Origin of the sequence: Ruegeria sp. HKCCE4148 (genome assembly GCF_017872495.1) — a bacterium.
In the GTDB taxonomy this organism is placed as follows: Bacteria; Pseudomonadota; Alphaproteobacteria; order Rhodobacterales; family Rhodobacteraceae; genus Ruegeria.
Genome location: NZ_JAEDOS010000002.1, coordinates 180,737 through 204,669 on the forward strand (window position 1 = coordinate 180,737; position 23,933 = coordinate 204,669).

The following is a 23,933-nucleotide window of genomic DNA, read 5'->3' on the forward strand; positions in this document are numbered from 1 at the left end:
GGCCTCATATCTGTGCAAAGCGGTCAGGGAAAGGGGTCAGGCGGCCTCGGACAGGCATCGTTGCAACATCTGAGCATAGGTTTCGGTTCCCTGTGCGCCGGTCAGCAGGTATTTTCCGCCAAACACCATGGACGGCACGCCGGAAATACCCCGGCTGGTCCAGAATTGCTGTTTCTCGCGCACGGGGCCCGTGTGTTGGCCACTCTCAAGCGCTTGCCGAGCAGCTTCCGCATCAAGCCCGACTGATCGAACGGCATCCAGCAAAACCTCGGAGTCCGAGACGTCCTTCTGCTGGGTAAAATACGCATCAAACAGAGCAAGCTTCAGCGGGTGTTGCTGACCTTGCCCTTCTGCCCAATCCAGCAACTGATGTGCGGCAAACGTATTTACCATCCGGCTTTCGTCGCCGAAGTTGAACGTAAACCCCAGCTCTGCGCCAATCGAAGTGAGTCTGTCCCGCGCTTGCTGGCTTTGTTCGGCGGTGGTTCCGTATTTCTCCATGATATGCTCGCGCAGGTTTTGACCTTCGGGTGGCATATTCGGGTTCAGTTCGAACGGATGCCAGCGCAGCCGGGCCAAAACACCCATTTGCTGCAATGCTGTGTCCAATTGTTTAAAGCCAACAATGCACCACGGGCAAACCACGTCTGAAACGATGTCGATCTGTACAATGGGGCGGTTCTCGGTTGAGGTCATTTGCGGTTCCTGTCAGATCGGATGTGTGGTGATCATTCAGCTAGATAAGTCTGCTTCCGAGTAATTTAAACCAGAGCGTTTTTGCCTCTTCACATCGTGCGCGCCAACGTCTATACGCCGCTCTACCAAGTCACAGGCAATGCGGTCGTGGCGGAATTGGTAGACGCGCAGCGTTGAGGTCGCTGTGGGGTAACACCCGTGGAAGTTCGAGTCTTCTCGACCGCACCATATTTTCTTGAAAAAAATATATAAAACAATTGCTTGTTAGGTTTGGGTGATTGGCGGTCCACCTTATAGTCCACCTCTAGTGATGCGTTGTGGGTAATCCGACTGATATCGATTGCGTTAAATTGCCATCGTGAGCATTGAATGGCAGGTTTTGCTTCAACTCTGCGATAAACGAAGGGTTGGCTTCCTCTTCCGGTATATCGCCAGCTGTTTGACCGGCGTGGCCTGAAAGTAAAGGTTGAATGCAATACTTGTCAGTTTGCCCAGTTTGTACTTGAAGCATTCCTAGTCCCAAATATACGACTGTTCGGGATACCAATTGATGGTGTCTTACAGTGAAAGGACTCGCTTTTTACCTCGAGAACGCGGGTGGATCGATAGATCGGTTTATTTTTTGAGGGATTTACCGGTTTCAAAGTGGGAAATTTGTGGCGGCCTCGTAGAGGCGAGATCGATCGCTGGTTTGCTGTGCAGGAAAAAAACAAAAAAAGGGGAGCGAAAATGACAGGTCAGCAACAGGTTGAAGCATTGCAGCGGCAAATCTGGCAAATTGCCAACAAAGTGCGTGGCGCAGTGGATGGTTGGGACTTCAAACAATTCGTTCTGGGCGCGTTGTTCTATCGCTTCATCAGCGAGAACTTCACCAACTACATCGAAGGTGGAGACGACGGCATCAACTATGCGGGGATGTCTGATACTGGTGTACCTGATGAAGCCAAAATCGACGCCATAAAGACCAAGGGATACTTTATCTATCCCAGTCAGCTCTTTGAAAATGTAGTAAGAAACGCCAGCAAGAACGATAGCCTGAACACTGATTTGGCCGAAATCTTCTCGGCTATCGAAGCCTCTGCCAGCGGTTACCCATCTGAAGAGGATATCAGTGGCCTATTTGCCGACTTCGATACCACCAGCACCAGGCTAGGCAGCACGGTCAAACAAAAGAACGAAAGGCTGGCTGAGGTCCTTAAAGGCGTGGAGGAATTGCCTTTGAAGTTCGACGAGAACGAAGGTGATCTGTTTGGTGACGCCTATGAGTTCCTGATCTCGAACTACGCAGCCAATGCGGGCAAGTCCGGCGGTGAATTCTTCACGCCAACCCATGTTTCCAAGCTGATCGCCAAGCTGGCCATGCACAAGCAAACCAGTGTCAACAAAATCTATGATCCGGCAGCAGGGTCTGGGTCGTTGCTCTTGCAGGCCAAGGAGGAGTTCGACACACACATCATCGAAGACGGCTTATTCGGGCAAGAGATCAATTATACCACCTACATCTAACGGCGTCGCCTTCTCGCTGGCAGGAGCAATTTTTCAGCAGATCGGGATGAATTTGAGGCTGGGGGACGTAACAAAACCAAGCGCTTAGTTGGATCTGCGCTCGGTCGCAGCAAGCTAAATCGTACCGAGGTTTTGCGGTCAACAGTCACGGGATAATGAAAATGAGACTTGTCGTATCCACGATGAAAGACGAAGGGCCGTTTATTCTTGAGTGGATCGCTTACTATCTCTCGATCGGTTTTACGCATTTTATCGTTAACTCGAATGATTGTTCGGATGGGACGGATGCCATCCTGAAAAGGTGCGAAGAGCTTGGGTTCCTGGCGCATATTGATAATCCGGCTCCGTGGAAATTCGGACCTCAGGCATCGGCCTATGCCAACGCAATGCAACATCCCTGGTCATCCGAGGCCGAGTGGATTCTCGTGTGTGACGTGGACGAGTTTCTGGATGTCCGTATCGGGGACGGTACGCTGGACGACTTGTTTCGCGCTTTGCCACATGCTGATGGGTTTGCGGCACTGTGGCAGATGTTCGGGCACAACGGGATTGTTGAATTCGAGGACCGGTTCGTTGTTGAGCAGTTCACGCGTGCGGGCGAGCTGGGGATGGTCATGCCGCAGAATGTGCGCGCATTTAAGTCTTTGACCCGCAACAACGGGTCCTATCACGCGATCAATACACACCGCCCGCGCGGTCCTGTTCGGGGCAAGGCCGAAAATTTTGCTTGGGTGGATGGTGACGGAGATCCTCTGCCGCCTGCCATGCGTCGGCGAGGCTGGGCGTACACGACAACAGGAGCAGCCTTCGGAACCACGTTGTTCCGAATGAACCACTATGCCGTCAGATCTATCGAAAGCTATTTGATGAAACGGCTTCGAGGGGATGTGAACACAACGGCTTTTCACCCAAAGATGGAAGCGACGGGGCGGGCCTACTGGCACATGCACTGCTTTAATGTGGTCGAAGAGCGGTCGATCCTGACAAAGCTGAGCCGCCTACGTGAGTTTCACACACGTTTGTATGAAGACAACGTATTGAGAGACCTTCATGAAAACGCAGTGAAGTTTCACAAGTCCAAGATTGCCACGATCCGTGAAACAGAAGCTGCCAAGGGCTTTGTTCAGAGGTATCGGAACTTTCGCAGCGGGCAGTATCTAAAAGCTCTGGATCTTGGTGTTCTGGAAGAAGCAAATGCTTCATTTGACATTGAGATGTACAAAGACCCAGCGGTTAGTTTTGCTCAGGTCGCCAAGTGGAACCGGATTGGTCAAATGGCAATTGCCGGAAACGCCAAGTCGATGAATTATCCGTGGTTTGTTCGCCTGGATTCCCTGGAAACGCCTTTGGATTTTGAACAAGCGGCAGCAGAACATTCCAAGATCACAGATCCAAAGCAGGTCGATCTACCGTTTGATCCCAAAGATACTGATTTGTTGCCGTCGCCCGCCAAAGAAGTCGAGCGAACGGCGAAGCAACGTCAGAAATTCCTCAAGTCGATCAGCGGCAAGAAGTCTTGGGTGCTGATTGGTCAGGTCGAAACAGAAATCGTGCAGGAAATCCTGGATTTGGGAACTGTGGCGCAACTGACAATTATTGCGCCTTGGGGCTTGTCGTGGAACGGGTTTGCTTGTGTGGACACAACGCAAGACGCTGATTTGCAGGCGCTTGACCGTGCATTTTATGCATTTCTCGAGTATTTCCGCGAACCCATTCTGTCGGGAAAGCTGCGTGTATACCGGGCGATGCCAGCCTTGATGCTGAAACTGTTCGAGGATCAAAGCGTTGGCGTCGTGATCATTCGCGGCGTCCGGGCAGAGCGTGTGATGCTGCAGCTACTGAGGCGAATAGACAGGGTTTTGGCACCAAGTGGAAGCATTGCTTTTACGTCTTATAGACGCGGCAAAGGTTCGTACTCGGGCATGTCCGCAGCAATTAACAGGTTTCTTGCGGGCAACGCTGCCAGCTATAGGATCACCAGCCTGGAACCACCGTGGCTTGGGATCGACAAATTACCTCCGCTCAATAAAGAATAAGCCAAGCTTCTGGCTCTTGCGCGGCTGACATGGTAGCGATCAAAAAAAGAATAAGGCTGGATGGACGCTGTTCGGTAGTGCCCGCCGCATAAGCAGAACGAGGTTGAGATGGCAAACGAACCCCAAATCATCGGTGCCGTGCCGGGGCATAAGGAAAAGCCTAAAGCCGACAAGGTTACCAAGCGCAAGAATACCAAGGAAGCGATCCGCCGCACGTTCTTGTCGCGCCTTCCCAAAGGGGGCGTAGCAGTTGAGATCGGTGTTTGGCAGGGTGAGTTCTCTCCGACCATTTTGAAACTGCTTGAGCCCAGTCAGCTGTTTCTTATCGATCCGTGGAAACACATCGGGGAAGAGTCGCACACCACTGCGTTTGTCGGCCGAACCGAAGATGAAAAGATGGAGGCCATCTTCCAGAAGGTGGTCAAATCTTTTGAAAAAGAGATCGAAGAAGGCAAGGTTGGCATTATCCGAGACTTTTCTGTCCCTGCGCTCGAATTGTTCGATGACGAAAGCATTTCGTTTGCCTATGTCGATGGCGACCACTCCTATGAAGGCGTGACTGCCGACCTCGTGGCGCTGTTTCCCAAGATCAAGCCCGGCGGGATCATGGCCTTTGACGATTACCACCGTCGCGGATGGTGGGGTGACGGCGTGATCCGTGCGGTGAATGAGTTTCTGGGCAAACATCCACGTGCCCTGCGTATCCGGGCTATTGCCGGCGCTCAGATCGCCATCGAAAAGATTGTGCCGCAGGATGACAGTAAAGGGCAAACTGGCTAAGCGGTAGGATCGAGTGACAACGATGGTCAAGCCTGAAAAAATTCTCATCACTGCGATGAAGAACGAAGGGCCCTATATTTTGGAATGGGTCGCCCATCACAAGGTGTTGGGGTTCGACAGAATAATCGTCTACACAAATGACTGTACGGACGGCACAAACCAAATACTGCGCCGTTTACAAGACTTGGGCCATGTCGAGTTTCACAAAAATCGCGTTGGAACAGGCGGTATTCATCGTTCCGCCCTTAGGCAGGCGCGCCGTTTGCCAGTGGTGAAAAACGCCAAATGGATTCACGTGGGCGATGCGGATGAATTTCTGAATATCCACGTTGGTAATCACAAAGTTGATGATCTGATCGAAGCAACGCCCGGTGTCGACGTCATCTCGATCCCGTGGAAGATTTTTTCCAACAACGGTCGACATGTGTTGCGCGATATGCCCATCACGCAGCAGTTCTTTGATGGTGAGTTGGACTATGAACAGGGCGGGGCCGGGCGCCGATTTGTAAAATCCATGTTTCGACAGGGCGATGTGTATCTACGCTATGGATTGCACAACCCTCATCCCAGAGCCGAGTTTCAGGCGGCCGTCTTCAGGTCGGTCCCAGGTGGCCACGCAAAGGAACCGGCACCCTTCGGCAATCACGTCGCACCTCCGTTTGGTTTCGAAGTCGCGCAAATCAACCATTATGCGGTTCGGTCCACCCAGGCTTATCTGGCCAAGCGCAGCCGGGGCAGGGCGAACCACTCGTCTCAGACCCTTGGAACGGACTATTGGGATCGCTGGAACCGAGGTGGTGCGCAGGACGCAACGATCTTGCGATACAAGGATGAGGTAGACGCCGTGTTGGAAGAGTTCCGCGCAGATGACCGCCTCAAACGGTTACACAGAAAATCGTTCCGTTGGCATAAGGCACTGATTAACGATCTTCTGAAGCAACCTGACTATCATGAACTGTACCAGAAACTGCTCGCCAAACCGGCTGTGGAATTCGTCAAGAAGGACCGTACTGTGCGGGAACGACTTTCAGCAGAGCCCATTCCTGTGCCCGATGAACATCGATCAGAATCCTAACAGACCCCCCCTCGGAGAATATTGAAATGGCTGCGGATCGCTCTCTGCCGACGATTGGGATGCTCTGGATGGAAGGGCGTCTGAGTTTTCTGGAACAGATGTGCATGTTGTCCTTTGTCGAACAAGGGCACAGAGTGGTTCTGTTTCACTACGGTCAGGTGGAAAACGTGCCTTCTGGTGTCGAATTGGTATCTGCCAACGAGGTGCATGAGCCGAAACAGTTCATTATGAACAATCAATTCAAAACACCTGTACCGCAATCTGACATTTTCAGACTTCAGTTGATGAAAAAGACGGACTTCCTGTGGTGTGACACGGATGTTGTGGCGCTGGCTTCGATCCCAAAAATAGATCATATCTTTGGCTATTACAACCGAGACACGATTTGCAATGCTGTGATGCGGCTGCCAGCCGACAGTCCGGCGCTAGACGCGTATATCGACTACAGCAAGGACCCGTACCCCATCCGCCCTTGGGTTGAAGGAGAAGAACGGGAAGAGCTGGAGCGCATGAAGAGTGCTGGAGAGTTGCCGCACGCTTCAGATCAGGAACACAGTGTTTACGGTCCGGGCGTTATGACCTGGTATCTGCGTCAACACGATGAGTTGAAGCATGCCAGCCCAATCCCCGTGTTTTATCCGCTACCGTTCCGTCAGGCAGGGCAAGCCAACGACATTCACGTTCGAGAATTCAGAGAGACCTATATCAAGGAAAATACTCTTGCCGTGCATTTGTGGGGCCGCCGAATGCGGTGGTGGATCGCCAATGGGATCAAACGGCATTCCTTCCTCGACAGGCGCCTGCGGAACTTAGGCATCCGCGCCAGCGATGCGCCTTTGCCGCGCCATGGCAGAAAAGGACCCAAGCCGATCGAGTTTCCGGCAAATTTGCCTGGGCTTCGCGCAACAACCGAAGATATTCGAAAGGCTACGGGTGGGGCAATGTCAACGGCCTTGCTGTCCGACCGGGAAGACTATCTGAAGGCAGCACAGGCCGAGTTGGACAAGATCACTGCTGGCAATCTCTTTGGTGTAAACGACCCACCGCCTCAGGGGTTTTTGCGAGGCTGGGATCACTACCGCAGCGATGCAGCGCGGCTGAATGCGCTCGCGTTGGCTATGTTCAATTTCGCCGAAAGCCATCGCCATCTACCCGATCTCTGTGACCCAAGCACATTTATGGAAAAGCTGTTGGTCATGAAGCTTTTGGGGGCTGTCCCACAAGCGTTCATCGCCGACAACGACATGGCTTTTGAAAGGCTGCCGGATCGCCTGACCGTGCCTAATCGAGTGTGGCATGCACATGTTCCGGGCTTGCCGGACAAGCTTGAATGCGAGCCTGGGCAGTATAGCCTGAAAGGCTCAGCCAGCGCATCGCACCAGATTTCTCTGTCGCTTCCAATGGACGATGCTAAGCGTAATGAGGCGAACGCTCAGATGGCGGCGTGGCACAAGACCAAAACGCCAGAGGGTTTTTGGACCGGTGATTGGTGGCGCGTTACCAGCAAGCCATCCTATTGGATCGAACAAGATCAGACTGTTGGTGAACAGTCTGTCACTGAATGGCAGTTCTGGGTAATTGCCGGGCGCGTGACTTTGGTGCAGGTAGATCGAGACAGCGCGCGCGGACGCATTCAGATGTTACACGACCGCGAATACAATTATCTGGCCCAAGAGCTTTTTTTCCCTAGCAGTTCGGATACAGAGCCGCAGCCTGCGCAATTCAATGACATGATTCAGATCGCTGAAACCCTGGCAAAAGATGTCGAATTCGCCAGAATAAACTTGTGCTTGGTCGGGGAAAAGATCTGCTTGCGCGAAGTTGCTTTGTCTCCAACTGCGGGAAAGCAGAAGATACGCTCAGATGCGCTGGATCAGCAATTGGGCGCTGCATGGGTCGGAACATCTTTGTTTCCAAACGCCAGTTAGCCTGCGTTAAAGATCCAGTAGGCGGATCAAATGTTGCTCAGGCTCATTCAACAGCAATCTCTTGGCGCAGCTTTCCGGTCGTTTTGTCAAAGATCAGAACACGGTTGTCATCCGTGACAACTGCATACCAGTTAGAGCCGATGGTCAGCGCCTGGGCCTTCGCGCCGTCCGGCAACTCGATCTGATCCGGAAGGGTGGGGGTGCGGTCCGATAGGCGGATGACAATCAGGGCGAATGTCACTAGAACCCCGCCAATCATCACCGCGGTCAACAACATGACCATCCGCCGCAGCAATCGCAGCTGCGGTGTTTCCTGCGGTTCTTGGGGTTCGGAAGGGACAGTCATGGGCACCCGCCAGATTGAGTTTCAGATCGCGGCTGATCCGCCGTCACGCCTTGATAAGGCGCTTTCGAGGGATGTGCCAGACGGTGAAAACCTGTCGCGCACCAGGTTGGCGCGTCTGATCGAAGAGGGTGCGGTTCAGATCGACGGGCGCGAAGCACGTGACCCTAAGGCAAAAGTCTCGGAAGGAGCACATATTACCATCGTCGTGGCCGAGGCCGAAGACAGCCATATCGGCCCCGAAGACATCCCGCTTGAGGTTGTCTTTGAAGATGCGGACGTAATCGTTGTGAACAAGCACGCAGGCATGGTCGTGCATCCCGCGCCGGGTTCGCCAAGCGGCACTCTGGTGAACGCGTTGCTGCACCATTGCGGGGATGATCTGTCAGGTGTTGGTGGGGTAAAACGTCCGGGCATCGTGCATCGGATCGACAAGGAAACCAGTGGCCTTTTGGTGGTGGCAAAATCGGACGCTGCACACCACGGCCTGGCCGAGCAATTCGCAGCCCATAGTGTCGAACGGTATTACCGCGCCGTGTGCTACGGAGTGCCGGACGCAAACGATCCACGTTTGCGCGGTGTCAAAGGCGTCAGTTTCGAACCCGGCAACATCATGCGCGTGACCACGCAGCTTGCGCGGCACAAGACAGACCGTCAGAGGCAGGCGGTTCTGTTTCACGGGGGGCGCCACGCAGTAACGCGTGCACGGGTTGTTGAGAGTTTTGGTACACCCGCAGGGCTGGCCTTGATCGAATGCTGGCTGGAAACCGGACGCACCCATCAGATCCGTGTGCATATGGCTCATGCAGGGCATGGGCTGGTCGGAGACCCAGTTTACGGCGGCAAGCGCAAGCTGTCTGCCAAGGCGTTTTCGCTTTCGGCTGCTGAATCTGTCCGCGATTTCCCGCGTCAGGCCCTTCATGCAGCGGTTTTGGGCTTCGAACACCCGGTGACCGGCGAAAACCTGCGGTTCGAGGCTGACCTGCCGCAAGATATGAAATCCCTGATTGCAGGGCTGCGCAAACCAGTGTCACAATAAGCAAAGTCCCGTGAGAAAGAGTTTCTTATCTTCCCTTAACAGAAGTTTAATTTCAGACTGATAACAGCACCTCTTGAATAGGCAGGGTTCCTTACCCATATCCTATGTTAAAGACTTAAACATTTGTCGGAGGGACATCATAATGGCAAACTACGCAAATCTCCCCGCACCGACGCCCGAGGGCGGCCTGAATCGCTATATGCAGGAAATCCGCAAGTTTCCCCTGCTGGAGCCGGAAGAAGAATACATGCTGGCCAAGCGCTGGGTCGAAGAGCAGGACACCGAATCCGCGCATAGGATGGTGACATCTCACCTGCGTCTGGCAGCCAAGATCGCCATGGGCTATCGCGGCTATGGCCTGCCGCAGGCCGAAGTGATTTCCGAGGCAAATGTGGGCCTGATGCAAGCGGTCAAACGGTTTGATCCTGAAAAAGGCTTCCGGTTGGCGACCTATGCCATGTGGTGGATTCGCGCCTCGATTCAGGAATATATCCTGCGGTCGTGGTCATTGGTGAAGCTGGGTACAACCTCGGCTCAGAAAAAGCTGTTCTTCAACCTGCGCAAGGCCAAGGCTCGTATCGGCGCGTTGGAGGAAGGCGATCTGAGACCGGAAAATGTCGCTCAAATCGCCAATGATCTGGGTGTGACCGAAGAGGAAGTCATCAGCATGAACCGCCGTATGTCCGGTGGGGATGCCTCGCTGAACGCGACCGTTGGGTCCGAAGGCGAGGGCACGATGCAATGGCAGGATTGGCTGGAAGATGAAGATGCCGATCAGGCGGGTGACTATGAGGCGCGCGATGAATTGGAAGCCCGCCGCGAGTTGCTGACCGCAGCACTGGATGTTCTGAACGATCGGGAAAAGGACATCCTGACCCAGCGCCGGTTGATGGATCAGCCGGTGACACTGGAAGAGCTGAGCACGCAGTACAACGTCAGCCGCGAACGTATCCGTCAGATCGAGGTGCGCGCGTTTGAAAAACTGCAAAAGAAAATGCGGGATCTGGCCCGTGAAAAAGGCATGCTGGCAACCAGCTGACCGAAAAACCAGCCCGCAATCTCTGCGGGCTGGTTTGTTTCGCTTCAAACGAAAACAAAATCGTCTTCAGAGAGCTGACCTGGGCGAACACCAGTCAGTACGATGCTGTCGCCATCGTCCAATTCAATCTCTGTGCGCAAGAACCCACCAGAGATGTCGTCTTCGATATCTTCATAGCTGGTAATCCCGTCATATCCGGACAGATCAATCTTGTCTTTGCCAGCGCGAAAATCGAGGATCAAGTCGTCCCCACCTCCGTTCTCCATGACGAAAGTATCCTTGCCGCGTCCGCCGATCAGGATGTCATCGCCAGCACCGCCATCGATCAGGTCAGCGCCGCGACCTCCGTAGATTTTATCGTGGCCATCATCGCCGCGCAAAATATCCTTGCCGCGCCCGCCAAAAACGATGTCATTCCCGTCGCCGCCAAGAGCTACGTCATTGCCTTTACCCGCTTTGATAACATCGCGACCACCACCGCCATGGATGAAATCCTGACCCTTCCCGGTGAAAATGAACTCGTCAGTGTCATCACCCAGAATGAAATCGGTATTTTTCTGACCCAGTATGCTTGATACCGATACCGGAAGCAGCACGCCGTCCAGCACGTGAATGATCCCATTGGACGCATCCACGTCAAATGCAACCAGGTTTGGGTCAGTAATAGCAGCGTCCGCATCAACCAAGCTCGGTGGTGACGTTTCCAGGTTCAGTTCAAGAGATGATCCCAGAAGGGTGTTAATCTCAGCACCGTTACCCAGCGCAACCACGGCGTCCTTGGTGAATTCTCCGTCAACCACATGGTACTTGAGGATATCGGTCAGCAAGGGCAAAGGATCTCCGCCACCAAGAAGCGTGAGTGCCTTGACGATAAAATTCAGCGCTTCCGCCTCGTCATCGCCCGCGAAGCCAAGGGTTTGGGCCAAATTTATGAACGCTGAATCCTTCGGTGCGAAGACCGTCAAATCCACTTCAGGGCTATCCAATGTTCCGACAAGCCCTGCTGCAATCGCTGCTTCACGCAATATGTCAAAGTCATCCGGGTTTTCGTCAAAGGTGCCCGGCGCGCCGCTGTTCAGGACAATCCCGGTTATGGTTTGCTGATCCTTGGTTGTCGTCTGCATATCCATCGTTTTTGGTTTCTCCCACCCAATTGGTTACGTCTGATCAAGACAAGCGGCAGACATAATTGCGCTGCGCACTTGTCGATATGTTTGCTACGGGCAGACACGGAAACGGATCAGGAAAAGTGAATAAGTGGCGGCGGGCCAGCTTGCATGCTACGGGAAAGGCGTGCTTTATTTCGATGACATTTTGAAAGCGTCACATCGTTTATTCTTGCGATGATTGAACAAATTGGCGTGGACAAATAGGGAGGGCGCGATGCAAAGACCTGTTCAGTTTGGCGTTTTGGGGGCCGCGAAATTTGCGCGGGAATATATGGCGCCAGCGATCCATTCCGCCTACGGCGCGCAGTTGGCGGCCCTGGCGACCTCTGACGCGGCAAAGGCGGACCCTTTTCTGTCTTTTTGCCCTGACCTCCAAGTTCACAACAGTTACGACGCGTTGTTGGCGGACCCAGGGATAGACGCAATCTACATCCCTCTGCCCAATCATTTGCACGTCGAATGGAGCCTGAAGGCCCTTGACGCTGGTAAGCACGTGCTATGCGAAAAGCCGATGACTATGCGCGCAGATGAGTTCGACGCGTTGATCGCCAAACGCGATCAAACCGGCCTGCTTGTGGCCGAAGCTTACATGATCGTGCATCACCCCCAATGGCAATTGGCCCGTGATCTGATCGCGGATGGGGCCATCGGGAATTTGGTGCATGTGACCGGTGCGTTCAGTTTTGACAATCGGGCGGATACCGGGAACATCCGTAACCGCGCTGAAACCGGCGGCGGCGGTTTGCGGGATATCGGCGTCTATGTGATCGGCGGTGCACGCTTTGCCACCAGGGAAGAGCCCGTGTCCGTACAATCTGCAATCCGTTGGCAGGATGACATCGATGTCTTTACGGAAATCCGGGCCCAGTTCCCGGGGTTCACCTATTCCGCCTACGTATCCATTCGCGCGCACCCTCATCAGGAAATGGTGTTCCATGGCGAGCAGGGCCTGATCCGCCTGACAACCCCTTTCAATGCCCGAGTGTTCGGCGAGGCACGAGTCGAACTGCATCGTCCAGGGCTAGAGGTTCAGATCACCCGTTTCCCCGGTGCGGACCACTACAAACTACAGGTCGAGGCGTTCTGCCGTTCGGTCCGCGAAGGGGTGGACTATCCCTGTCCACTGGAGTTTTCGCGCAGCACGCAAGAGATGATCGACCGCGTATTTGTCGGCGCAGAGCCGCTGTAACTTGCTAAGCGGCTCAAGCACCGGCTATCGTATCCTCCTGTGTTTCAGGAGGTGAGCCATGGCCGGAGGTTGGGCGCGTGACGGCGCGGTAAGCGAACAGATCGAAGCGTCGATTTCGGATGAGCTGGCGCGGATGCAGGCACAAAAGCGGCCTTTGGGGGAAAGCCTGACACATTGTGCGGAATGCGAAGAACCCATTCCCGAAAAGCGACGCATCGCACTGCCGGGCGTCAAACTTTGCCTCGATTGCCAGCAAGAACGCGATGGCGCGTTCAAATTGAGGGGTGGAGTGAATCGTCGAGGTTCGAAAGACAGTCAGTTGAAGTAATCGGAACAAAGCGATGCTCAGCACCAAACTGACGCAAAATGGTCTGGTTCTGGGATTCCTGGCAGCGCTCCTTTGGGGCACGCACAGCGTTATTGTACGTTATCTGACCAGCGATCTGGGCGGGCTGCAAATCGCTGTAACACGTCTGTTTGTCGCCGCTCTGGCGATCTATTGCATGTTACGTGTGATGCGGGTTTCAGTATCGATTAAGTTGGGCGATTGGAACTTTCGGCTCGCAGTCTTGTCGACGGTGATCAACTACATCCTATTCCATGTTGGCCTTGAATACACAGGCGCGGCAAGTGCCATGGTACTGGAGAATACTGCTCCGTTCTTTGTTCTGATTTTCTTGTATTTCTTTTCCGACACGCAGGTGACACGTGCAGATGTCTTGGCCACGGCGCTGGCAATTCTGGGAGTTTTCCTAACAGTTTACCGGGATTTTCAGGGCGGCGGAGACCCTTTTTATGGCGATCTTATGGAAATCGGAGCCGGGCTAAGCTGGGCAGTGTTTCTAGTTTCCAGCAGCCGTGCAATGCGCAGCTCAAAATCAACAGAAGAGCGGTTGAACTTCCTTTTCGGTATTTTCCTGTGCGCGGGCGTGCTGTTGCTGCCGTTGGCAGCTTTTTTGTTTAAGCTGCCAACAGCCAACGACGTCTTGTTTTTGACCTTGTTAGGCGTCCTGCCTACCGCATTGGCCTATTACCTTTGGTATGAGGCGGCCGCTCGGGTTTCAACCTTGACAGCCACGTTGATGTTCGCGGCGTCCGTCGTATTTACTTTCATCAACTCAGCCTTGTTTTTGGGGGCCACAATCACTCCAATTGCGGCCCTTGGGGCTGTTTTGATTATCCTGGCCATATTCCTTACAACCAAGAACCAAAAATGATCAGCCTTCCATCGCCTCCAGCTCGTCAATAAAGCCAGAAATCATCGACAGGCCCTTGTCCCAGAACTTCGGGTCGCTCGCGTCCAATCCGAATGGGGCCAGCAGTTCCTTGTGATGCTTCGATCCGCCCGCGCGCAACATTTCGAAATACTTGTCTTCGAACCCGTCCGCTCCGCTTTCGTAAACCGAATAAAGCGCGTTCACGAGGCCATCACCGAAGGCGTAGGCGTAGACATAGAAGGGTGAGTGGACAAAATGCGGGATGTAGGCCCAGAAGGTCTCGTACCCGTCCATGAATTCAAATGCCGGGCCAAGGCTTTCGGCCTGAACGCTCATCCACAATGCGTTGATGTCATCCGGGGTCAGTTCGCCTTCGCGACGGGCCGCATGTAGCTTGCATTCAAAATCGTAGAATGCAATCTGGCGGACCACGGTGTTGATCATGTCCTCAACTTTACCGGCCAGCAGCACCTTGCGCTGTTCCGGGGTTTCGGCTTGATCCAGCATCTTGCGGAAGGTCAGCATTTCGCCAAAGACCGAGGCTGTTTCAGCCAGCGTCAGCGGGGTAGAGGACAGCATCTCACCCTGATCGGCGGCCAGCACCTGATGCACGCCATGGCCCAGCTCATGCGCCAGGGTCATCACATCACGTGGTTTGCCCAGATAGTTGAGCATCACATAGGGGTGGACATCAGTGACTGTCGGGTGCGCAAAAGCACCTGGCGCTTTGCCAGGCTTCACCGCCGCGTCGATCCAGCCCTTTGAGAAGAACGGCGATGCGATCTCGCCCATGCGTGGGTCGAAGGCATTGTAAGCGTCCATGACGGTCTTTTCGGCTTCGTCCCAATTGACGACGCGTGTGTCTTCCATGGGCAAGGGCGCGTTGCGGTCCCAGACCTGCATCACATCCAGACCGAGCCATTTGCGCTTCAGCTCATAATAACGGTGGCTCAGCTTGGGGTAGGCGGCCACAACTGCCTCGCGCAGCGCTTCGACCACTTCGGGCTCTACATCGTTTGACAAGTGACGCCCGGTCTGCGCGGTGGGCATTTTACGCCAGCGGTCGACGATTTCCTTTTCCTTGGCCTGTGTGTTGTGAACACGGGCAAAGGTTTTGATGTTGTCCTGAAACACCGATGCCAGTTCCCGCGCAGCCGCTTCGCGCTTAGAGCGATCCTGCTCGGTCAACAGGTTCAGGGTGCCTTCGATATTCAGCTCTTCGCCGTCAACGTCAAAGGTCAGTCCAGCTATGGTTTCATCAAACAGACGTTCCCACGCATCACCTACAACGCCCAGATCGTGCAGGAATTTTTCCAGCTCATCGGACAGCTGGTAAGGCTTCATCGCTCTGATGCGGCGGAAAACGGGCTCGTAGCGTGCCAAATCGGCATTGGCGTCGAAATGAGCCTTTAGCACAACGTCGTCGATACGGTTGAGTTCCAGAGTGAAAAAAACCAGCGGCGTGGTGAAAATCGTGATTTTTTCCTGCATGTCTGACAGGAACTTGGCGCGCTCGGAATCCGTGGTCAGTTGATAATAGCGCAGACCAGCAAAGGACATGATGCGTCCGGCAATGGAATTGATCTTTTCATTGCGCTGTACACAATTCAGCAAGCCGGCTGCGTCCAGCTCGGCCAGTTTGCCTTCGTAATCCGCGGCAAAGGCGCCGCATTCGCCTTCCAGCCAGCCCAGGTCACGCTCAAGCTCGGGCGCTTCTTCCGAGGTGTAGAGATCGCTCAGATCCCATTCCGGAAGGTTACCAAGGTTGTCGGCACCGCCCATTGCGTTTGCGTCACGGACGGGAAAGGGAAGGTCGCGCATGGATCACCTTTTGTAGATATCTTTTGCAAACATCTAGGGCCGGCGCGACCGGATCACAAGCGGACAGTCCTTTGAGTGGGCAAAGGGGCCGATCTTTTCAGCCCACGGCCTAGCCGGTTGGGTTGGACTGAAAATGCGCGGCCAGCTGATCCAGAACCGGACCGCGCACTTCCAGTGCCTCCATCAACACTTCATGCTCGCCATCCGGGATTTCGACAAGCGTGCCGTTTGGCCAGTTTTCCATACGTGTGCGTATCGCCTTGCGGTCGACGATCTGTTCGTGGCTGCCCAGAAAGGTCAGGCAAGGTGTGTCTGGGGCGGGGTGTTCCATCAGCCAGGTGCATTCGTCCAGCGACTCGCGCAGCCAAAGGTTTGAAGGCGCACCAAGCGCCAGTTCGGGATGGGCCTTTAGTTGATCCTGCATCATCTTAAACATCGCCGCATCGCGGGTCAGCATGTTGCCTTCAAACGGTTGCGACAGGACATAGCTTTCCAGGGTTGTGGTCGGAGGTGTCTTTTCACCAAGACCAAGCGCCGTACCCCAATAGGCTGTCACACGACTGAGGGGTTTCATAACCGGGGTGAAGAAAATACCCCACATCGGTCCGGTGAAAGCACAGGCGGCAAAGCACTTCTGCTCTATCACGGCGCGTAACCCAATAGCACCGCCCATTGAGTGTCCGATCACATGCCAGGGTTTCGGCAGATCCAGCGCACGGGCAAGATCTAGCGTCGCCTGAACGTCATGCTGGTAGTCTGTAAACTGATCGACATGGCCAATACGAGGGTTGTCCAGCAAACGGTCCGCCAGGCCCTGACCGCGCCAATCAACCGCCAGCATGGCAAAGCCGCGTTGGATGAACTCGGCTGCGGTGCTTCCGTATTTCTCGATATATTCGGTTCGACCGGGAAACATCAGCACCGTGCCATGCGCATCGCCTTCGGGTCGCCAATGACCCACACGGATTCGAATCTGGTCAGAAGTCATCAGCCAGTGGGCGCTCCCACCGGCGGGACCGCCGGCCACGTCTTCAAAAAAAGGGGCCGGCGTCAATTCCATCAGGCCAACACCGATGCGAGTTTCATAGCAACGCCCATGTCGCCATCAATGGTCAGCTTGCCCGACATGAAAGCACCCGTAGGGTTCAGCTCACCGCTGAGGATTTGCTCGAACGTTTCGGCGTCAGCGCTCATTGTAACGTCCGCATCATCGTCACTGACGCGCGCGCCGTCTGCGTCCAACACGATTGCGCCCAGATCGGCGATAGCAAACTTGGCCGAGGCGTCGAATGCGCCGCCTTCCAGTTTTTCATTCAGCGCGGCTGCCGCCTTTTCAAGAATCTCGCTCATGCTTTTCCTCATTTTGTTTGTGCGCCGTGAATGGACATCCCCGGTCGCAACGCTACACTGACGATTGTTATGAGCATTGCAATCCACAATCTCAAAGGTACCGTTGCGGCACTTGTTGTCCTAGTCACGTTTTCCACCAGTTGCTTCGCGCAACAGGCGGATTTGCGGGATGAAGACGCGCTGCTGCAGCAACTGGCCCAATCCACGCCCGAACAGGCTATGGCTCTGGATCGGCAGTTGCAGGCGCTGTGGGCACAGTCCGGTTCAGCTTCGGCGGATCTGTTGTTGGAACGAGGGCGCGAAGCGCTTGAAAACGGAGACGTAGACGCCGCATTGGATCATCTGACAGCGTTGACAGATCACGCACCCGAATTTGCGGAAGGCTGGCATGTACGTGCCTCGGCTTTTTTCGGAATTGAACGGTTCGGAATGGCGGCTGCTGATCTGGAGCATGCATTGACCCTCAACCCCAACCACTATGAGGCAATATATGGGCTGGGTTTGATCTTTGAGATTATCGGAGAGCCTCAGAAAGCCTATGACGCGTATTCGCGGGCCTTGGCTATACATCCCCATCATGAAGAAGTAACCAATGCGGTGAATCGACTGAAGCCTCAGGTTGAAGGCGCAGCGCTGTAAGGTCTGGGGCAGGGGGCAATGGTGAGCGGGTCATCCCGAGTAGTGGCCGTATTGGGCCCGACAAACACAGGTAAAACCCACTACGCAATCGAACGGATGCTGGGATACCGCACCGGCGTGATTGGTTTGCCGCTGCGTCTGCTGGCGCGCGAAGTCTATGATAAGATCGTTGCCATTCGTGGCCCGTCGGTTGTGGCCTTGGTAACGGGTGAAGAGCGCATCGTGCCGCCGCGCACCCAGTATTGGGTCTGCACGGTCGAGGCCATGCCTGAAGGCATGGGGGCAGATTTCGTTGCGATCGACGAAATCCAACTTTGTGCCGATCCCGAACGCGGCCACGTCTTTACAGATCGTCTGCTGCGATCCCGTGGCACGAACGAGACGCTTTTCCTAGGCTCTGACACTATGCGCGGCCCCATCGCGGCGCTTGTTCCCGAAGTGCAATTCGTAAGGCGCGAACGGATGTCTCAACTGGTCTATTCTGGGTCAAAGAAGATCAGCCGGATGCCTGCACGCAGCGCCATTGTCGGATTTTCGGTCGACAATGTTTATGCCATCGCGGAATTGCTGCGCCGTCAGAAAGGGGGGGCGGCCGTTGTAATGGGGGCGCTCAGCCCACGAACGCGGAATGCTCAGGTTGACCTCTATCAAAACGGCGAAGTCGATTATCTGGTTGCCACCGACGCCATTGGGATGGGGCTGAACCTGGATGTGAATCATGTCGCGTTTTCATCTCTGACCAAATTTGATGGCCGCCGGATGCGCCCACTGGCCCCGAATGAACTGGCGCAGATTGCGGGCCGGGCCGGTCGCGGGATGTCTGATGGCACCTTTGGTGTGACGGGCGAGGCCCCGCCGCTGGACGAAGGTGTGGCGCAGGCCATCATGGACAGCCGCTTTACGCCGATGAAAAAGCTGAACTGGCGGAATGCCGCCTTGCGGTTCGGCTCCATCGACGCGCTGATCACTTCGCTTGAGGTCAGCCCAAATGATGAGCATCTGATCAAAGCGCGCCCTGCGGATGACCTGAACGCGCTCAAATCTCTTTCGCAAGTGACCGAGGTCGTAGCCCGCGCCAGCGATCCGCAATCCATCCGTTTGTTGTGGGACGTGTGCCGAATCCCCGATTTTCGCGGCATCAGCCACGCAGAACACGCCAGCTTGCTTGAAGTGATCTATGGTCACCTGCACGAGCGCGGATCGATCCCGGATGATTTTATGGCGCGGCAGATTCGCCGTATCGACCAGACCCAGGGTGACATTGATACGTTGTCCAAAAGGTTGGCATATATTCGCACTTGGACATATGTTGCGCAACGAAACGGCTGGGTCCGTGACGAATCGCATTGGCGTGACGAAACACGCACTGTAGAAGACAGACTGTCAGACGCGTTGCATGATCGTTTGACTCAAAGATTTGTGGACCGGCGTACATCTGTTTTGCTGCGCCGGCTCAAACAGAAGGAGGCCCTTTTGGCCGAAGTAAATGACAAGGGTGAAGTGACCGTCGAAGGCGAATTCGTCGGTCGTCTGGAAGGGTTCCGGTTTACACCGGACAAAAGCGCGCAAGGGACCGAGGCAAAAGCTTTGAAATCGGCTTCTTTGCAAGCACTCGCGCCGCAATTCCATCTGCGCGCCGATCGCTTCTACAATGCGCCCGATACCGAAATTGATTTCACGGATCAGGGTGGCCTGATGTGGGGCGAATACGCCGTCGGCAAGCTGGTTGCCGGGGCAGAGCCTCTCAAGCCAATGGTCGAGGTTTTTGTGGATGAGGCCGCAGGGCCGGATGTCGAACAGAAAGTGCAGCGCCGGTTGCAGCATTTCATCGACCGCAAGGTCGCTGCGCTGTTCGAGCCGCTGCTGAACTTGTCGCGCGACGAAGAACTGACGGGACTGGCGAAGGGCTTTGCCTTTCGCATGGTAGAAGCCTTGGGCGTTCTGCCACGCGGTCAAGTCGCGCAAGAGGTCAAGGATTTGGATCAGGATGCCCGTGGCGCGCTGCGCAAGCATGGCATCCGGTTTGGCCAATTCACGATCTTCATGCCGCTGCTGCTGAAACCCGCGCCAACACGCCTGCGTCTGGTGCTGTGGGGCTTGTCCAGCGGTTTGCAGGAATTCCCCGAAGCGCCGCCTCCGGGTCTGGTCACTGTGCCCGTCGCCAAGGACGCGCCGCAGGGCTATGACACTATGTGCGGCTACCGCGATGCGGGCGAACGTTCGATCCGGATCGACATGTTGGAACGTCTGGCTGACATGCTGCGTGCCGAAGACAGCCGGGGAGGGTTCGAAGCCAAGCCGGACATGCTGTCGATCACCGGCATGACGTTGGAACAATTCGCAGACCTGATGCAGGGCCTGGGCTACAAGGCCGAGCGTGGCGAGCGCGAAAAACTCAAACAGGCGCCGGTGGAAACATCTGCGACTGAGTCTTCTGATCAAGCCAGCGCGCAAGAAACGCCAACTGCAGAAGTTGCAACCGACGAGGTTGCAGCACCCGCCGAGGCATCAGACGAGGCCGCGACAAGCACCGAGGCGGCAGCCGAGGCACCAGCGCCTGACGCCGCACCGGATGAGCCCGAGGTTGAGGTTTTCTATACCTTCACCTGGGGCCGTCAACGCCAGCAAAACCGTGGCCCGCGCCGCGAGCAGGGGCAGGGCAAAGGCAAGCCCCGTGGCAAACCCCAGGACGGTCGCGGCAAGCCGCACGGCAAGAAGGGCGGCAAACCTCAGGGTGCCAAGACCTTCTCGTCACGGCCTCCGAAAAAGGAAAAGGCCATTGATCCCGACAACCCATTCGCTGCGGCGCTTATGGGTTTGAAAGACGGCAACTGACACAAGATGGCCGAGGCCAAGCTGCGGATCGACAAATGGTTGTGGCAGGCGCGGTTCTTCAAGACCCGTAGCCTGGCAGCCAAGCAGGTCAGTGGCGGCCATGTCCGATTGAACGGAAACCGGGTGCTCAAACCGGCGCAAGCCGTGGCATCCGGAGACGTTCTGACCTTTCCCCAGGGCCGTATCGTGCGGGTTGTGCGTGTAGAAAAACTGGGCGAACGCCGCGGTCCGGCCCCCGAGGCGCAAACGCTGTACTTCGATATGACGGAAAAACAGGACGTGCCTCCTAAAAATCCGGGGTTCGAAGGAAAAGGTCGTCCAACCAAGAAGGATCGGCGCGCTCTTGATCTTTCTCGCACAGAAGATCGCTGATCCCATCTTGAAGAGCGGGCCAGACTGAATTAGCTAGTCGAACGAACCGCAAACGGGAATCCGCTCATGACCTATGTTGTCACCGAAAACTGTATCGCCTGCAAATACACAGACTGCGTCGAAGTGTGCCCGGTGGACTGTTTCTATGAAGGTGAGAATACATTGGTTATTCACCCGGACGAATGCATCGACTGTGGTGTTTGTGAACCGGAATGCCCGGCAGACGCAATCCGCCCGGATACTGAGCCGGGAATGGAGCAATGGGTTGAGTTCAATCGCAAGTTCTCGGAACAGTGGCCGGTGATTGTTACAAAGAAAGACCCGCTTCCCGACGCTGAAGAGCGCGACGGTGAAGAGGGTAAGATGGAGAAGTATTTCTCTGAAGCACCTGGCGAAGGCGGCTAAGCGATTCGCGAAGAAAGCGCACGGCACAGCGCGAAGATCTTGAAATAAAGCATTGTGCGCGCAGGTAATTCGAATATTTTCCTTTGGGTAAACTTTCGGGTGTCGTATTTTTGTGATATACTCAGTTTTCATATGATGACCGAGATTGGGATGCGCTCCGTAAGTATGCTCGCTTTGGAGTACTGAATTTATGACAGAAACGCCGCCTGACGGGGCTGAGACAGTCCCGGCACGTGGTGCTTTTGTTGTCTGTGTCCCGGTCCGTAAGCAAGGAAAAAACTGAATGACAAAGTCGAAAAAGCTTGAGTTCCGCCCCAACGACTATGTTGTCTATCCCGCCCATGGCGTGGGTCAGATCATCTCGATTGAGGAGCAGGAAGTTGCGGGTTTCTCGCTCGAGTTGTTCGTCATCTCATTTGAGAAAGACAAAATGACACTGCGGGTGCCGACCAACAAAGCAACCGAATCCGGTTTGCGGTCGCTCAGCTCGCCAGATGTCATCAGCCAGGCGATGAAGACATTGAAGGGCAAGGCCAAGGTAAAACGCGCCATGTGGTCCCGCCGCGCCCAGGAATATGAACAGAAAATCAACTCGGGCGACCTGATCTCGATTGCCGAAGTTGTCCGCGATTTGCATCGCACCGACGATCAACGCGAGCAGAGCTATTCCGAGCGTCAGCTTTACGAAGCTGCTCTGGAACGCCTGACACGTGAGGTTGCAGCCGTGTCCGGTGCTGGCGAGGTTTCCGCCGCCAAGCAGGTAGACGAAGTCCTGACCTCGCGCGCCGCCTGATTGCAAGAGAATCGTGACTAAGGCCGCTCTAATTGGGGCGGCCTTTTTCGTGGCTTGGTGATTTGCACAACTGTCGTTAATTTCATTGTGTATGCAGCATGATACAGGATGGATATGAAGCAGACGCTGAAATACCTGTATATCGGGCACGACCCGATTTCGGTCTGGTTTCGTTATGGTCTGATCCTTTTCGACATTGTGTCGATCATCTTCTTTGTCGCCACCGCTCATTTTCCTCAGGGGTCGGGCGTCACGGTCGCAAGCCTGCTGATTGGCTTTGTGATTTTTTTGGATTTCTCAGCGCGGCTTTGGATCGCCAAGGACCGTTGGAAGCAGCTGCGCCAGATTTACACGCTGGCGGATATCGTTGTTATCGTCTCTCTGGTGCTTGATCCGTTCCTGACGGGTAACCTTGCGTTTTTGCGGATTCTACGCGCCTTGCGGTTGATCCATTCCTACCACCTGCTGCGGGACTTACGACGCGACAGCAATTTCTTCCGCACCCACGAAGACGCGGTGATCGCCGCCATCAACCTGATGGTTTTTGTCTTCGCAACTTCGACCGCCGTTCTGGTGTTCTTTATTCCCGCAGATTCGCAAACGCCCTATATTGACGCACTCTATTTCACCATGGCGACCCTTACGACCACCGGGTTCGGCGATATCACCTTGCCTACGCCAGGGGGTAAGCTGTTCTCGGTTTTTATCATGGTGGTGGGTGTGGCGCTTTTTGTCCGGTTGGCGCAGGCGATTTTCATGCCTCAAAAGGTTCGCCACAAATGCCCAAGCTGCGGCTTATTCCGACATGACCCGGACGCTGTGCATTGCAAACACTGCGGCGGCACTTTGCGCATCGAAACCGGGGGTGCGTCTTAAACTAGCGCGGCGCAGACCAGCAGAAAGGTTATCTCGGACACCAATTGCGTGGCCCCAAGAATATCGCCGGTCTGGCCGCCGATCTTTTTCTTGGCAATGACGGCCAAAACTGCTGCGCTGGCTGCCGCAAAACCCATCGCAGGTATTGCATCCACACCCATAAGAAGCAGGGCGAGTGCCACCGCCAGAACAAGTGCAGCGATGACGGAAATCGTCTGGGGTTTTCCGACGGAATGGCTCAGGCCCGATTTGCGGGCATGAGGTAATCCAGCCATCACTGCAGGCATCAACGCCCGCGAGACAATGCTGGCGGCTAAAACTGCGCCCACCGCATCAGCCGTCAGCAAAGCAGCGATAGCCGATATTCGAACCAGCTGAGACACGATCAGGGCAAGCACGCCGAAAGTCCCAATATGACTGTCCTTCATGATCTCCAACCGGCGGTCGCGGGTGAACCCGCCCCACAGGCCGTCGAACGTGTCCGCCAGGCCATCCTCGTGCATCGCCCCGGTTGTTGCGATCAGCGTGGCCAGTAAAAGACCGGCCGCCGCCAGAACAGGTAAACCCAGCGCCAGCGCGCCCCAGCCCACAAGGCATGCGAGTCCTGCAACCAGCAGACCGACAATCGGAAAGGCCCAGGTTGCCTGAGCTTGCCGAGAAAACACTGGATCCGGCAAACGCGGCAGGGGCAGGCGGGTGAGAAGGACCAGCGCCAGCCGAATATCCCGCAGAGAAAAGGGTTTCGTGTCGTTTTTATGCACGCCCGTGCCTTTCGGGGTCTTGTCGGTTTCGGTGCTTCGGTTAAACACACTGCACCACTCTGAT

The 23,933-nt window shown here is 55.1% G+C and carries 23 protein-coding genes and 1 tRNA gene; 17 read left to right on the plus strand and 7 right to left on the minus strand.

Translation table 11 applies throughout. The annotated features are described in order from the left end of the window. Positions 1-36: 36 nt before the first annotated feature. Positions 37-696, minus strand: a complete 660-nt coding sequence (locus I9187_RS06080; protein ID WP_171174662.1) for a DsbA family oxidoreductase — start codon at positions 694-696, stop codon at positions 37-39. 141 nt (positions 697-837) lie between these two features. Here I9187_RS06080 and I9187_RS06085 point away from each other — a divergent pair. The 6 genes from I9187_RS06085 to I9187_RS06110 all read left to right on the plus strand — a co-directional run bounded on the left by I9187_RS06085 (position 838) and on the right by I9187_RS06110 (position 8,021). After that, positions 838-924 (plus strand) — tRNA-Leu (locus tag I9187_RS06085). A 468-nt stretch (positions 925-1,392) separates the two neighbouring features. Next, positions 1,393-2,202: a type I restriction-modification system subunit M gene (locus I9187_RS06090; RefSeq protein ID WP_348540075.1), complete on the plus strand. Its 810-nt coding sequence runs from the start codon at positions 1,393-1,395 to the stop codon at positions 2,200-2,202. A gap of 161 nt (positions 2,203-2,363) precedes the next feature. Then, positions 2,364-4,238 (plus strand): glycosyltransferase family 2 protein, encoded by a 1,875-nt coding sequence (locus I9187_RS06095; RefSeq protein WP_171174653.1) that lies wholly within the window; start codon positions 2,364-2,366, stop codon positions 4,236-4,238. A 108-nt stretch (positions 4,239-4,346) separates the two neighbouring features. Further along, complete coding sequence (locus I9187_RS06100; protein ID WP_171174651.1) at positions 4,347-5,018, plus strand: class I SAM-dependent methyltransferase; 672 nt, start codon at positions 4,347-4,349, stop codon at positions 5,016-5,018. Positions 5,019-5,040: 22 nt separating this feature from the next. Next, positions 5,041-6,093: a glycosyltransferase family 2 protein gene (locus tag I9187_RS06105; protein ID WP_245223145.1), complete on the plus strand. Its 1,053-nt coding sequence runs from the start codon at positions 5,041-5,043 to the stop codon at positions 6,091-6,093. A 26-nt stretch (positions 6,094-6,119) separates the two neighbouring features. After that, on the plus strand, positions 6,120-8,021 hold the full coding sequence (locus I9187_RS06110; protein WP_171174649.1) for an ATP-grasp fold amidoligase family protein: 1,902 nt from the start codon (positions 6,120-6,122) through the stop codon (positions 8,019-8,021). A 43-nt stretch (positions 8,022-8,064) separates the two neighbouring features. Here the strand turns inward: I9187_RS06110 and I9187_RS06115 are convergent, their stop codons facing one another. Next, positions 8,065-8,367, minus strand: a complete 303-nt coding sequence (locus I9187_RS06115) for a DUF6476 family protein (protein WP_171174647.1) — start codon at positions 8,365-8,367, stop codon at positions 8,065-8,067. Here I9187_RS06115 and I9187_RS06120 point away from each other — a divergent pair. Further along, the gene (locus tag I9187_RS06120; protein WP_171174645.1) at positions 8,366-9,403 is read left to right on the plus strand and encodes an RluA family pseudouridine synthase; all 1,038 of its coding nucleotides are present in this window, start codon (positions 8,366-8,368) and stop codon (positions 9,401-9,403) included. The two genes, I9187_RS06115 and I9187_RS06120, sit on opposite strands and share 2 nt — an antisense overlap. 142 nt (positions 9,404-9,545) lie before the next feature. After that, positions 9,546-10,442, plus strand: coding sequence for an RNA polymerase sigma factor RpoH (gene rpoH, locus I9187_RS06125; RefSeq protein WP_171174643.1), 897 nt, complete (start codon positions 9,546-9,548; stop codon positions 10,440-10,442). Between the two features lie 44 nt (positions 10,443-10,486). Here rpoH and I9187_RS06130 read toward each other — a convergent pair whose 3' ends face one another. Further along, on the minus strand, positions 10,487-11,572 hold the full coding sequence (locus I9187_RS06130; protein WP_209940111.1) for a fasciclin domain-containing protein: 1,086 nt from the start codon (positions 11,570-11,572) through the stop codon (positions 10,487-10,489). A 253-nt stretch (positions 11,573-11,825) separates the two neighbouring features. On the opposite strand from I9187_RS06130, the gene I9187_RS06135 reads away from it, so the two are divergent. The 3 genes from I9187_RS06135 to I9187_RS06145 are packed head-to-tail and all read left to right on the plus strand — an operon-like array spanning position 11,826 to position 14,017. Further along, positions 11,826-12,800: a Gfo/Idh/MocA family oxidoreductase gene (locus tag I9187_RS06135; RefSeq protein ID WP_171619255.1), complete on the plus strand. Its 975-nt coding sequence runs from the start codon at positions 11,826-11,828 to the stop codon at positions 12,798-12,800. 58 nt (positions 12,801-12,858) lie between these two features. Next, a complete protein-coding gene (locus I9187_RS06140; RefSeq protein ID WP_171174636.1) occupies positions 12,859-13,128 on the plus strand; it encodes a DksA/TraR family C4-type zinc finger protein in 270 nt (89 codons plus the stop codon). 13 nt (positions 13,129-13,141) lie between these two features. Beyond that, a complete protein-coding gene (locus I9187_RS06145; protein ID WP_209940112.1) occupies positions 13,142-14,017 on the plus strand; it encodes a DMT family transporter in 876 nt (291 codons plus the stop codon). Here the strand turns inward: I9187_RS06145 and I9187_RS06150 are convergent, their stop codons facing one another. The 3 genes from I9187_RS06150 to I9187_RS06160 all read right to left on the minus strand — a co-directional run bounded on the left by I9187_RS06150 (position 14,018) and on the right by I9187_RS06160 (position 17,188). Continuing rightward, the gene (locus tag I9187_RS06150; RefSeq protein WP_209509225.1) at positions 14,018-15,838 is read right to left on the minus strand and encodes a M3 family oligoendopeptidase; all 1,821 of its coding nucleotides are present in this window, start codon (positions 15,836-15,838) and stop codon (positions 14,018-14,020) included. It abuts the gene before it with no gap. Between the two features lie 109 nt (positions 15,839-15,947). After that, on the minus strand, positions 15,948-16,898 hold the full coding sequence (locus I9187_RS06155) for an alpha/beta hydrolase (RefSeq protein WP_171174630.1): 951 nt from the start codon (positions 16,896-16,898) through the stop codon (positions 15,948-15,950). Beyond that, positions 16,898-17,188: an SCP2 sterol-binding domain-containing protein gene (locus I9187_RS06160; RefSeq protein ID WP_171174628.1), complete on the minus strand. Its 291-nt coding sequence runs from the start codon at positions 17,186-17,188 to the stop codon at positions 16,898-16,900. Before I9187_RS06160 ends, I9187_RS06155 begins: the two co-directional genes overlap by 1 nt. Before the next feature lie 30 nt (positions 17,189-17,218). Between I9187_RS06160 and I9187_RS06165 the strand changes: the two genes are divergently transcribed. The 6 genes from I9187_RS06165 to I9187_RS06190 all read left to right on the plus strand — a co-directional run bounded on the left by I9187_RS06165 (position 17,219) and on the right by I9187_RS06190 (position 23,108). Then, on the plus strand, positions 17,219-17,827 hold the full coding sequence (locus I9187_RS06165; protein WP_171174626.1) for a tetratricopeptide repeat protein: 609 nt from the start codon (positions 17,219-17,221) through the stop codon (positions 17,825-17,827). An 18-nt stretch (positions 17,828-17,845) separates the two neighbouring features. Beyond that, positions 17,846-20,662: a DEAD/DEAH box helicase gene (locus I9187_RS06170; protein WP_216598996.1), complete on the plus strand. Its 2,817-nt coding sequence runs from the start codon at positions 17,846-17,848 to the stop codon at positions 20,660-20,662. Between the two features lie 6 nt (positions 20,663-20,668). Then, positions 20,669-21,034 (plus strand): RNA-binding S4 domain-containing protein, encoded by a 366-nt coding sequence (locus I9187_RS06175; RefSeq protein ID WP_171174622.1) that lies wholly within the window; start codon positions 20,669-20,671, stop codon positions 21,032-21,034. A 66-nt stretch (positions 21,035-21,100) separates the two neighbouring features. Next, positions 21,101-21,439 carry a ferredoxin FdxA gene (gene fdxA, locus I9187_RS06180; protein ID WP_074735041.1) on the plus strand — a complete coding sequence of 113 codons (339 nt, stop codon included), beginning with the start codon at positions 21,101-21,103 and terminating at the stop codon, positions 21,437-21,439. 283 nt (positions 21,440-21,722) lie between these two features. Then, positions 21,723-22,232 carry a CarD family transcriptional regulator gene (locus I9187_RS06185; protein ID WP_171089457.1) on the plus strand — a complete coding sequence of 170 codons (510 nt, stop codon included), beginning with the start codon at positions 21,723-21,725 and terminating at the stop codon, positions 22,230-22,232. Positions 22,233-22,346: 114 nt separating this feature from the next. Then, positions 22,347-23,108, plus strand: coding sequence for an ion channel (locus I9187_RS06190; RefSeq protein ID WP_209509226.1), 762 nt, complete (start codon positions 22,347-22,349; stop codon positions 23,106-23,108). Here the strand turns inward: I9187_RS06190 and cobS are convergent. Beyond that, positions 23,105-23,917, minus strand: coding sequence for an adenosylcobinamide-GDP ribazoletransferase (cobS, locus tag I9187_RS06195; RefSeq protein WP_348540076.1), 813 nt, complete (start codon positions 23,915-23,917; stop codon positions 23,105-23,107). The genes I9187_RS06190 and cobS overlap by 4 nt on opposite strands. Positions 23,918-23,933: the final 16 nt, after the last annotated feature.

Coding starts and splice junctions, on each gene's coding strand:
- I9187_RS06080 (WP_171174662.1), bottom strand. CDS start 696: ATGACCTCAACCGAGAACCGCCCCATTGTACAGATCGACATCGTTTCA.
- I9187_RS06095 (WP_171174653.1), top strand. CDS start 2,364: ATGAGACTTGTCGTATCCACGATGAAAGACGAAGGGCCGTTTATTCTT.
- I9187_RS06100 (WP_171174651.1), top strand. CDS start 4,347: ATGGCAAACGAACCCCAAATCATCGGTGCCGTGCCGGGGCATAAGGAA.
- I9187_RS06105 (WP_245223145.1), top strand. CDS start 5,041: ATGGTCAAGCCTGAAAAAATTCTCATCACTGCGATGAAGAACGAAGGG.
- I9187_RS06110 (WP_171174649.1), top strand. CDS start 6,120: ATGGCTGCGGATCGCTCTCTGCCGACGATTGGGATGCTCTGGATGGAA.
- I9187_RS06120 (WP_171174645.1), top strand. CDS start 8,366: ATGGGCACCCGCCAGATTGAGTTTCAGATCGCGGCTGATCCGCCGTCA.
- I9187_RS06115 (WP_171174647.1), bottom strand. CDS start 8,367: ATGACTGTCCCTTCCGAACCCCAAGAACCGCAGGAAACACCGCAGCTG.
- rpoH (WP_171174643.1), top strand. CDS start 9,546: ATGGCAAACTACGCAAATCTCCCCGCACCGACGCCCGAGGGCGGCCTG.
- I9187_RS06130 (WP_209940111.1), bottom strand. CDS start 11,572: ATGGATATGCAGACGACAACCAAGGATCAGCAAACCATAACCGGGATT.
- I9187_RS06135 (WP_171619255.1), top strand. CDS start 11,826: ATGCAAAGACCTGTTCAGTTTGGCGTTTTGGGGGCCGCGAAATTTGCG.
- I9187_RS06140 (WP_171174636.1), top strand. CDS start 12,859: ATGGCCGGAGGTTGGGCGCGTGACGGCGCGGTAAGCGAACAGATCGAA.
- I9187_RS06145 (WP_209940112.1), top strand. CDS start 13,142: ATGCTCAGCACCAAACTGACGCAAAATGGTCTGGTTCTGGGATTCCTG.
- I9187_RS06150 (WP_209509225.1), bottom strand. CDS start 15,838: ATGCGCGACCTTCCCTTTCCCGTCCGTGACGCAAACGCAATGGGCGGT.
- I9187_RS06155 (WP_171174630.1), bottom strand. CDS start 16,898: ATGGAATTGACGCCGGCCCCTTTTTTTGAAGACGTGGCCGGCGGTCCC.
- I9187_RS06160 (WP_171174628.1), bottom strand. CDS start 17,188: ATGAGCGAGATTCTTGAAAAGGCGGCAGCCGCGCTGAATGAAAAACTG.
- I9187_RS06165 (WP_171174626.1), top strand. CDS start 17,219: ATGGACATCCCCGGTCGCAACGCTACACTGACGATTGTTATGAGCATT.
- I9187_RS06170 (WP_216598996.1), top strand. CDS start 17,846: ATGGTGAGCGGGTCATCCCGAGTAGTGGCCGTATTGGGCCCGACAAAC.
- I9187_RS06175 (WP_171174622.1), top strand. CDS start 20,669: ATGGCCGAGGCCAAGCTGCGGATCGACAAATGGTTGTGGCAGGCGCGG.
- fdxA (WP_074735041.1), top strand. CDS start 21,101: ATGACCTATGTTGTCACCGAAAACTGTATCGCCTGCAAATACACAGAC.
- I9187_RS06185 (WP_171089457.1), top strand. CDS start 21,723: ATGACAAAGTCGAAAAAGCTTGAGTTCCGCCCCAACGACTATGTTGTC.
- I9187_RS06190 (WP_209509226.1), top strand. CDS start 22,347: ATGAAGCAGACGCTGAAATACCTGTATATCGGGCACGACCCGATTTCG.